The sequence below is a fragment of the Mycobacterium montefiorense genome (genome assembly GCF_003112775.1).
GTDB lineage: Bacteria > Actinomycetota > Actinomycetes > Mycobacteriales > Mycobacteriaceae > Mycobacterium > Mycobacterium montefiorense.
This window is the reverse complement of the sequence record NZ_BFCH01000022.1, coordinates 1-8,296: the sequence shown is the minus strand read 5'-3', so window position 1 is coordinate 8,296 and position 8,296 is coordinate 1. Positions and strand designations below refer to the sequence as shown.

Below are 8,296 nucleotides of genomic sequence, written 5' to 3'. Positions count from 1 at the left end.
ACCAGTCAGCAGCGACGCCCGCGTCGGTGAACACAGCGCAGTCGTATGGAACTGCGACAACCGCACACCACGCTCGGCGATCCGCGTCATCGCGGGCATCTCCACCAGGCCACCGAAACAATCCCAGGTCGCGATGCCCGTGTCATCCCACACCAAATACAGGACATTCGGCGAACCCTCCGGCGCCGTCGGCGCCGCGTACGGACCCCAATCCGGCTCCGAATCACGAATATCCAGCTCGATCTTGCCTTGAAAGTCTCGCGAGTCAGTGGACATGCGCCGAGCGTAGCGCCACTGCGAAAATTCCGATCTTTTTTCGCAGTGGCGCTACGCTCGGCGGGCGGTGCCCTCAGCTCGCCAAAGCGAAACGCCCGAGACTATGAAGTCCCGGGCGTTCCTTGGTCGCTTGGAGTTACTTGGCCTTTTCCAGCACCTCGACGAGACGCCACCGCTTGGTGGCCGATGTGGGACGCGTCTCCATCAGCGAGACGCGGTCGCCGATGCCAGCGACGCTGTCCTCGTCGTGCGCTTTGACCTTCTTGGTGGTCCGGATGATCTTGCCGTACAGCGAGTGACGCATGCGGTCTTCCAGCTCGACCACGATGGTCTTCTGCATCTTGTCGCTCACCACGTAGCCGATGCGCGTCTTACGCCGGCCACGCGTCTTCGGGTTCGCGGGAGTGTGCTGGGGGCCCTTCTCTTTCGAAGCGCCATCCTTCGCAGCGGCCTTCTTGGGTGCGGCCTTAGCTTCTGCCATCAGGAATCCTTACCGTCGGGTCCGGACGCCAGGCCCAGCTCTCGTTCACGCAGCACCGTGTACACACGGGCGATTTCCGAACGCACCGTGCGTAGCCGGCGGTTGTTGCTGAGCTGTCCCGTCGCCATCTGGAAGCGGAGGTTGAACAGCTCCTCCTTGGATTCGCGCAAGCGGTCGGTCAGCTCCTCGTCGGTGAGCTCACGCAGTTCGCCAGGCGAAATGCCCACTGCCATCAGAACTGATCCTCTCGGGTGATGATGCGTGCCTTGATCGGCAACTTGTGGATTGCACGGGTCAGCGCTTCCCGCGCGGTCTGCTCGTTGGGATAGCTGAGCTCGAACAGCACCCGGCCCGGCTTGACGTTGACGACCCACCACTCCGGGGAGCCCTTACCGGAACCCATCCGGGTTTCCGCGGGCTTCTTGGTCAGCGGACGGTCCGGGAATACGTTGATCCACACCTTGCCGCCACGCTTGATGTGCCGGTTGATCGCGATACGCGCGGACTCGATCTGCCGGTTGGTAACGTAGGCGTGCTCGAGGGCCTGGATACCGAAGTCGCCGAAGTTAACCTCCGTGCCACCGCTGGCGATGCCGCGCTGGCGGGGATGGTGTTGCTTACGGTGCTTAACTCTGCGGGGAATCAACATGATTCAGCTCTCCGTGCTCTGCGGTTCGGGGGCAGGCGCACTGTCGGCCGCGGCAGATGCCGTACTTTCTTCGGCGCCGGCGGCCCGTCCAGCCTCAGTGCTGGTGGCCGTGGTACCCGATGAGCCGCTGCGGCGCGGGCGGGTGCCCGACGGCCGTTCGCGACGCGGACGGTCGGCACCTGCCGGTGCGGCAGCGGCCAATTCGCGCTTGCCGCCGACGATGTCGCCCTTGTAAATCCACACCTTCACACCGATCCGGCCGAAGGTGGTCTTGGCCTCGTACAGGCCGTAGTCGATATCGGCGCGCAGGGTGTGCAGCGGCACGCGGCCCTCGCGGTAGAACTCCGAACGGCTCATCTCGGCGCCACCGAGGCGGCCCGAGCACTGCACCCGGATGCCCTTGACGTTGGGCTGACGCATCGCCGACTGGATGGCCTTACGCATTGCGCGGCGGAACGCCACGCGGTTGCTCAGCTGCTCGGCCACACCCTGGGCCACCAATTGTGCTTGCGACTCCGGGTTTTTGACCTCGAGGATGTTCAGCTGGACCTGCTTGCCGGTCAGCTTCTCCAGGTCCGCACGAATCCGGTCAGCCTCGGTGCCGCGGCGGCCGATGACGATGCCGGGACGCGCGGTGTGGATGTCGACCCGAACGCGGTCGCGGGTGCGCTCGATCTCCACGTCGGCGATGCCGGCGCGCTCCAGACCGGTCGACAGCAGCCGGCGGATCGCGACGTCTTCCTTGACGTAGTCGGCGTACTGCTTGTCGGCGTACCAGCGAGACTTCCAGTCGGTGGTAATCCCCAACCGGAAGCCGTGCGGATTGATCTTCTGGCCCACTAGTCTGAGCCTCCCTTCGCGTCAGAAGTCTCAGACGTTGCCGCAGTTTCTGCCTTGGCCTCAGCGGATTTCGCCGCAGCCTTCTTGGCAGGCGCCTTCTTCGCCGGCGCCTTGTTGGCTTTCGGACCAGAATCAGCCTTCTTCGCCGGCGCCTTCTTGGCCGGTGCTTTCGCGGCTGCCTTGCTGCCCTCGGCGCGGCGCGTCCGCGACGACTTAGAGGACTGCTGGTCCTTGCTCGGGCGGCTTTCCAGCACGACGGTGATGTGACTGGTGCGCCGGCGGATCCGGAACGCGCGGCCCTGCGCCCGAGGCCGGATGCGCTTGGCGGTCGGACCGCCGTCGGCGTAGACCGTGGCGATCACCAGGGTCGCCGGGTCCAATCCGTTGTTGTTCTGCGCGTTGGCCGCGGCACTGGCGATCACCTTGGCGACCGGCTCGCTAGCGGCCTGTGGCGCCCAGCGCAAGATGTCGAGCGCGTCGGTCACCGACTTGCCACGCACCAGGTCGATCACCCGGCGCGCTTTTGTCGGCGACACCCGCACAAACCGTGCGACGGCTGTCGCCGAGGGAAATTCAGTCGTCGTGGTGCTCATCGGCGCTTGGCCTTCCGGTCGTCCTTGATGTGCCCCTTGAAGGTGCGCGTCGGCGCGAATTCGCCGAGCTTGTGGCCGACCATCGCCTCGGTGACGAACACCGGGACGTGCTTGCGACCGTCGTGCACCGCAAATGTGTGGCCAATGAAATCCGGAATGATCGTCGAACGACGCGACCAGGTCTTGATGACCTGCTTGCTGTTCTTCTCGTTCTGCACGTCCACCTTCTTGAGCAGGTGGTCGTCGACGAACGGTCCCTTTTTAAGGCTGCGTGGCATCTGTTACTCCTCGACTTCCTAGCGACCGTGCTTCTTGCCGGTGCGCCGGCGTCGGACTATGAGCTTGTTACTGACCTTGTTCGGCTTACGGGTACGGCCCTCGGGCTTACCCCAGGGGCTGACCGGGTGACGACCACCGGAGGTCTTACCCTCACCACCACCGTGTGGATGGTCTACCGGGTTCATCACGACACCACGGACGGTCGGACGCTTGCCCTTCCAGCGCATACGACCGGCCTTGCCCCAGTTGATGTTCGCCTGCTCGGCGTTGCCCACCTCGCCGACGGTGGCGCGGCAGCGCACGTCGACGCGACGGATCTCACCACTGGGCATACGCAGCGATGCGTAGGTGCCCTCTTTACCGAGCAACTGGATGCTCGACCCGGCTGACCGCGCCATCTTGGCACCGCCGCCCGGTCGCAGCTCCACGGCGTGGACCAACGTACCGGCCGGGATGTTGCGCAACGGCAGGTTGTTGCCGGGCTTGATGTCGGCGTTGGCGCCGGACTCCACCACGTCGCCCTGCGAGAGTCCCTGTGGGGCGATGATGTAGCGCTTCTCGCCATCCAGGAAGTGCAGCAGCGCGATGTTGGCGGTGCGGTTCGGGTCGTATTCGATGTGTGCGACCTTGGCGTTGACGCCGTCTTTGTCGTTGCGCCGGAAGTCGATCACCCGGTAGGCACGCTTGTGACCACCACCCTTGTGACGAGTGGTGATGCGGCCGTGAGCATTACGCCCACCGTGCCCGTGCAGCGGACGCACCAGCGACTTCTCCGGCTCTGAGCGAGTGACCTCGGCGAAGTCGGACACGCTCGCGCCGCGACGACCCGGGGTCGTCGGTTTGTATTTGCGAATTGCCATGTCTTATCAGGTCTTTCTCTCGGGCCCGGCTAGGCCGGTGCTCCGAACAGGTCAATCGGCTTGCTGCCCGGGGCCAGGGTGACAATCGCGCGCTTGGTGCCCTTGCGCTTGCCAAATCCCGTCCGGGTGCGCTTCCGCTTGCCCTGCCGGTTCGCGGTGTTCACCGATGCGACCTTGACGGAGAAGATCTTCTCGATAGCGATCTTGATCTGCGTCTTGTTCGAATCGGGGTGCACCACGAAGGTGTACACGTTGTCGTCGAGCAGGCTGTAGGACTTCTCGGAGATGACCGGAGCCAAGATGATGTCGCGTGGGTCGGTGACGGTCGCCATCAGGCCGAAACCTCCACATCATTGTTGTCAGCGTTGCCCGTTGCTGCCGCGATGTAGGCGTTGAGCGCCTCGACGCTGAACACCACGTCATCGGAGCGCAGCACGTCATAGGTGTTGAGCTGACCGGGCGACAGGATGTGCACACCTGGCAGGTTGCGCACGCTCTTGGCGCCGGCCTCGTCGGTGCGGCCGATCACGACCAGCACCTGCTTGCGATCGGTCAGCGTGCTCAGAAACGCCTTGGCGCTCTTGGTAGACGGAGTCTGACCCGACACCAGCTCGGTGACCGCGTGGATGCGGCCATTGCGGGCCCGGTCGGACAGCGCCCCGCGCAACGCCGCCGCGATCATCTTCTTGGGCGTGCGCTGGCTGTAGTCGCGCGGCTTGGGGCCGTGCACGACACCACCACCGGCGAACTGCGGGGCGCGCGTCGAACCCTGCCGAGCGCGTCCGGTGCCCTTCTGCCGGTAGGGCTTACGGCCACCACCGCTGACCTCGCCGCGCGTCTTGGTCGAGTGCGTGCCCTGGCGGGCCGCCGCTCGCTGCGCGGTGACCACCTGGTGCATCAACGCAATATTGGCCGGCGCGTCGAACAACTCGGCGGGCAGCTCGATGGAACCGTCGACCTTGCCGTCCGGCGTCTTTACATCAATCTTTACCGCTGCCATTACTTTTCACCTCGTTTGATCGCACTGCGGACCACCACGAGTCCGCCGGTGCGGCCGGGGACCGCGCCCTTGATCAACAGCACACCGTTCTCGGCATCGACCTTGTGCACCACCAGGTTCTGGACGGTCACCCGGTCGCTACCCATCCGGCCCGCCATCCGCGTGCCCTTGAACACGCGTGAAGGAGTGGCGCAGCCGCCGATCGAGCCCGGACGGCGATGCACCGCCTGAGCACCGTGGCTAGCGCCCTGGCCGCTGAAGCCGTGACGCTTCATGGTGCCGGCGAAGCCCTTGCCCTTGGAGGTACCGGTCACGTCGACGTAGGCGCCGTCGGCGAAGATCTCGGCCGTCAACTCCTGACCGACCTCGTATTCGGCTGCCGCGTCGGGGTTGTCCAAACGCAGCTCAGCTAAGTGACGGCGCGGGTTCACACCCGCGGCGGCGTACTGACCCGTGACGGGCTTGTTGACTTTCCGCGGGCTGATCTCACCGTAGGCCAACTGCACGGCGCTGTAGCCGTCAAGCTCCGGGGTACGGATCCGCGTCACGACGTTGGGCCCCGCCTTGACCACAGTCACCGGCACGACGCGGTTGTTCTCGTCGAACACCTGCGTCATGCCCAGCTTGGTACCCAGAATGCCTTTTCTTGCCATGAGTTCGCCGACCCCCTACTGGATGTTGACGTCGACACTGGCCGGAAGATCGATGCGCATCAGCGCGTCAACGGTCTTCGGCGTCGGATCAAGGATGTCGATCAACCGCTTGTGCGTACGCATCTCGAAGTGCTCCCGCGAGTCCTTGTACTTATGCGGGGAGCGGATGACGCAATACACGTTTTTCTCGGTCGGCAGCGGCACCGGCCCTACGACGCTGGCACCCGTACGGACGACGGTCTCGACGATCTTGCGCGCCGAGGCATCGATGGCCTCATGGTCGTAGGCCTTAAGCCTGATGCGGATCTTCTGTCCCGCCACGCTTCTCCTACCCTCACTCCTCTTGAGGCCCGTTATCCGGGCCTGGTGCCCCCGACGCGCCGACTCAAACCCGACCCATTGGGGCCGGTCGAGCGCCGCGCCGGATACTGCGCCGCTGTTTACCTGTCGTGGTCCACCGGCCCCCGCGGTCGGGCGTGTCACCCAAACGCAGCCTCGTTCGCGGCCAAAAAATGGTCGCTACAAGGATGGGACCGGACGCGCCCGTTTGGGCGCTGGTCGTATGCCCGGCCAGGCGCGAACCCGGCTCAAGGCAACCCGAACAGTATGCCCTAGATCGTGGCATCGACCAAATCCCGGGAGCATCCTCTTTCCGCACACTTGTTGGGCGCTGTCAGGACCGGGTATCAGCACAAATCAAGCCCCTGATGACCCAACGCGCTCGGCCACTCCCGAGGTCTGGTGGCGCCGGTCGTACGGTCCATCGATTTAGTCGATCGTGCCAGTCAGGCCGAAGTCAGCCAGTGTCTTTTCGGCCAATTCACATAAGGCGCGCCGGGTGTTCTGCACACCCGGTTGATAAGCGTGGATACTGAGCCGAATCGAGTCTTGGATGCGCCAAGACTGCACGATCATTTGGCCGCCGACTCGTTCAAGGCACTGCCGTCTTTCGTCTTGGTTGACCACTCGCGCCATGATCCACTCAGAGTCAGTGCCGTCGAGACGGCAAAACGCCGGGTCCACCTCGCCGAGGTAAGAGCAAATCACCGTGGAATCAGGGTCGGCGGACATCGCATCGAACAACCGTTTCCACACCTGCTTCCTCCTGAACCCAACCAGCCGGAGGTACTGCAATGAATCATCGCCTGCCTGCCGTAGCGTCCCCAGCCCCTGCTTGATGGCCGCGCGGACGGCACGCAGATCGACCGTTACCAGCGTCGGATCGAGGCTGGTGGTCACCGAGGTGGTTACAAAGGACGTTGCGTTCGCATGCATCTCCCCCGCCGGGCGCTCGCTGATCGGAAGGGACAAAGTGACGGCACCGTCACCGGGACGTTGACGCCCCATGCGCTCCGCGAATTTCACAGCCCACCCGGCAACCAACGTCTGAGACGTTCCACCAAGAGCGTCCGCACAAGCCCCCCAGTCGTCTGAGCTGACCTGGATCGTGACAGTCGGCGCGACGACGGTGTCATCGTCGTCGCGTTCACCTGCGTTGACGGGACGCGATACCGATGGCTGGCCGGCACCGCGAAGGCGACGAGCCCGTTTTGTCACCGCGGCAACCGCACGCGCTACTTCAGGCACATCCCGTACGGTGCGGCGGGCGTCCTGAGCCAGCGCGCGCCGTCGAGTGCGTGAATCCGGCGGCGGCAAACCCAGATCGCGTGTGTTGCCCAAGACCGCATCAGTGACAGCGCCGATTAGCCCGAAACCGTCGACCAGGTAGTGGGAACACACCAAGGTGACCGCGGTCGAACCGTCCGTCAGGGGAAGAAGACCGAGATGCCAACCAGGCCCGCGCTCCGGGTCTACAGGCAGTATTGAGCGCTCGTCAGCCCAATCATTGAGTTCAGCGCGTGGACGGGCGTACGCCGCGATATCGATGTCCACTGGTTCCTCGCCTAAGACCCACCTATTCCGCGCAAACTTCAGCGGCGAACACTCGATACGCCGTCGCAATAACCCCAAACCGAGATTGTGGTGAAACTGCTTGAGCCCATCGATGTCGATATCGGTGTCATAAACCCACACACACTGGATAACGAGATTGCAGCCGATGGCGCGATGCAATGTGAAAAAGCCGTGGTCGCCGAATGCGAGCGAATGATCCTGTTGCGTATCGACGTCGGATGCGCGGCGTTTAAGGACGGCTCGTGAAAGGCGTCTGGGGGCTGACACGTACGCGTGTTCACGAAGTCCCACGCGTCGCCGGGCGGCGCCAAGCTCGCCAACTACTGCCAACGAAATCAAGAGTGGAGACATCAGAGCAATCCGAGCAGTTGCAGGTTGGTGATGTATTTGAGGATGATCGGCGCCGAGACGTGTGGGATGTCGTTGGTGGCGCCGATTTGGGCTTGTTGCACCGCTGCACGAAATCGGTCGGTTGGTGCTGTGCGTTCGCGCGACGGCGGTGGGGCCTCTAGATCATTGGACTCACGCAGCAGCACCATCTCCAACAGTGAGTGCCGACGCTGTGGTTCCGATAAAGCACGCAGGCGAGTCTCAAACCGCTGCAACCACTCCCCAAAGTCATCGACGCGCTCGATGGGATAACCGGCTTCAATCACCCAGTCGAGGTACTGGTCGGGCCCGATGTCGTCGTCGTCGTGGGGGTTCATGACGTGATAGGTCTCGAACCTGTCGGTTACTTGGGCGCCCAGCG

The 8,296-nt window shown here is 63.9% G+C and carries 14 protein-coding genes; all 14 read right to left on the bottom strand.

Annotated elements, in window-relative coordinates; genetic code table 11:
* A partial coding sequence (locus DB708_RS21030; RefSeq protein WP_165839882.1) for a sulfatase-like hydrolase/transferase occupies positions 1–276 on the bottom strand: 276 nt, incomplete at its 3' end.
* A 136-nt stretch (positions 277–412) separates the two neighbouring features.
* Positions 413–757, bottom strand: a complete 345-nt coding sequence (gene rpsQ, locus DB708_RS21025; RefSeq protein WP_108925340.1) for a 30S ribosomal protein S17 — start codon at positions 755–757, stop codon at positions 413–415.
* Positions 757–990: a 50S ribosomal protein L29 gene (gene rpmC, locus DB708_RS21020; protein WP_108925338.1), complete on the bottom strand. Its 234-nt coding sequence runs from the start codon at positions 988–990 to the stop codon at positions 757–759. Before rpmC ends, rpsQ begins: the two co-directional genes overlap by 1 nt.
* Complete coding sequence (gene rplP, locus DB708_RS21015; protein ID WP_096284779.1) at positions 990–1,406, bottom strand: 50S ribosomal protein L16; 417 nt, start codon at positions 1,404–1,406, stop codon at positions 990–992. Before rplP ends, rpmC begins: the two co-directional genes overlap by 1 nt.
* Positions 1,407–1,409: 3 nt before the next feature.
* Positions 1,410–2,246: a 30S ribosomal protein S3 gene (gene rpsC / locus DB708_RS21010; RefSeq protein WP_108925337.1), complete on the bottom strand. Its 837-nt coding sequence runs from the start codon at positions 2,244–2,246 to the stop codon at positions 1,410–1,412.
* Positions 2,246–2,839, bottom strand: coding sequence for a 50S ribosomal protein L22 (rplV, locus tag DB708_RS21005; RefSeq protein WP_108925335.1), 594 nt, complete (start codon positions 2,837–2,839; stop codon positions 2,246–2,248). The genes rpsC and rplV overlap by 1 nt, the downstream gene beginning before the upstream one ends.
* Positions 2,836–3,117 carry a 30S ribosomal protein S19 gene (rpsS, locus tag DB708_RS21000; RefSeq protein ID WP_025738376.1) on the bottom strand — a complete coding sequence of 94 codons (282 nt, stop codon included), beginning with the start codon at positions 3,115–3,117 and terminating at the stop codon, positions 2,836–2,838. Before rpsS ends, rplV begins: the two co-directional genes overlap by 4 nt.
* Before the next feature lie 18 nt (positions 3,118–3,135).
* Complete coding sequence (gene rplB, locus DB708_RS20995; RefSeq protein ID WP_108925333.1) at positions 3,136–3,978, bottom strand: 50S ribosomal protein L2; 843 nt, start codon at positions 3,976–3,978, stop codon at positions 3,136–3,138.
* 29 nt (positions 3,979–4,007) lie between these two features.
* A complete protein-coding gene (gene rplW, locus DB708_RS20990; protein WP_108925332.1) occupies positions 4,008–4,310 on the bottom strand; it encodes a 50S ribosomal protein L23 in 303 nt (100 codons plus the stop codon).
* Positions 4,310–4,978 (bottom strand): 50S ribosomal protein L4, encoded by a 669-nt coding sequence (rplD, locus tag DB708_RS20985; RefSeq protein WP_108925330.1) that lies wholly within the window; start codon positions 4,976–4,978, stop codon positions 4,310–4,312. Before rplD ends, rplW begins: the two co-directional genes overlap by 1 nt.
* On the bottom strand, positions 4,978–5,631 hold the full coding sequence (gene rplC / locus DB708_RS20980) for a 50S ribosomal protein L3 (RefSeq protein WP_108925328.1): 654 nt from the start codon (positions 5,629–5,631) through the stop codon (positions 4,978–4,980). Before rplC ends, rplD begins: the two co-directional genes overlap by 1 nt.
* Positions 5,632–5,646: 15 nt before the next feature.
* A complete protein-coding gene (rpsJ, locus tag DB708_RS20975; RefSeq protein ID WP_003873519.1) occupies positions 5,647–5,952 on the bottom strand; it encodes a 30S ribosomal protein S10 in 306 nt (101 codons plus the stop codon).
* 447 nt (positions 5,953–6,399) lie between these two features.
* On the bottom strand, positions 6,400–7,896 hold the full coding sequence (locus DB708_RS20965) for a hypothetical protein (protein ID WP_235616872.1): 1,497 nt from the start codon (positions 7,894–7,896) through the stop codon (positions 6,400–6,402).
* On the bottom strand, positions 7,896–8,296 hold a 401-nt coding region (locus DB708_RS20960; protein WP_133251040.1), incomplete at its 5' end, for a hypothetical protein. The genes DB708_RS20965 and DB708_RS20960, both read right to left, overlap by 1 nt.

Coding starts and splice junctions, on each gene's coding strand:
- rpsQ (WP_108925340.1), bottom strand. CDS start 757: ATGGCAGAAGCTAAGGCCGCACCCAAGAAGGCCGCTGCGAAGGATGGC.
- rpmC (WP_108925338.1), bottom strand. CDS start 990: ATGGCAGTGGGCATTTCGCCTGGCGAACTGCGTGAGCTCACCGACGAG.
- rplP (WP_096284779.1), bottom strand. CDS start 1,406: ATGTTGATTCCCCGCAGAGTTAAGCACCGTAAGCAACACCATCCCCGC.
- rplV (WP_108925335.1), bottom strand. CDS start 2,839: ATGAGCACCACGACGACTGAATTTCCCTCGGCGACAGCCGTCGCACGG.
- rpsS (WP_025738376.1), bottom strand. CDS start 3,117: ATGCCACGCAGCCTTAAAAAGGGACCGTTCGTCGACGACCACCTGCTC.
- rplB (WP_108925333.1), bottom strand. CDS start 3,978: ATGGCAATTCGCAAATACAAACCGACGACCCCGGGTCGTCGCGGCGCG.
- rplW (WP_108925332.1), bottom strand. CDS start 4,310: ATGGCGACCGTCACCGACCCACGCGACATCATCTTGGCTCCGGTCATC.
- rplD (WP_108925330.1), bottom strand. CDS start 4,978: ATGGCAGCGGTAAAGATTGATGTAAAGACGCCGGACGGCAAGGTCGAC.
- rplC (WP_108925328.1), bottom strand. CDS start 5,631: ATGGCAAGAAAAGGCATTCTGGGTACCAAGCTGGGCATGACGCAGGTG.
- DB708_RS20965 (WP_235616872.1), bottom strand. CDS start 7,896: ATGTCTCCACTCTTGATTTCGTTGGCAGTAGTTGGCGAGCTTGGCGCC.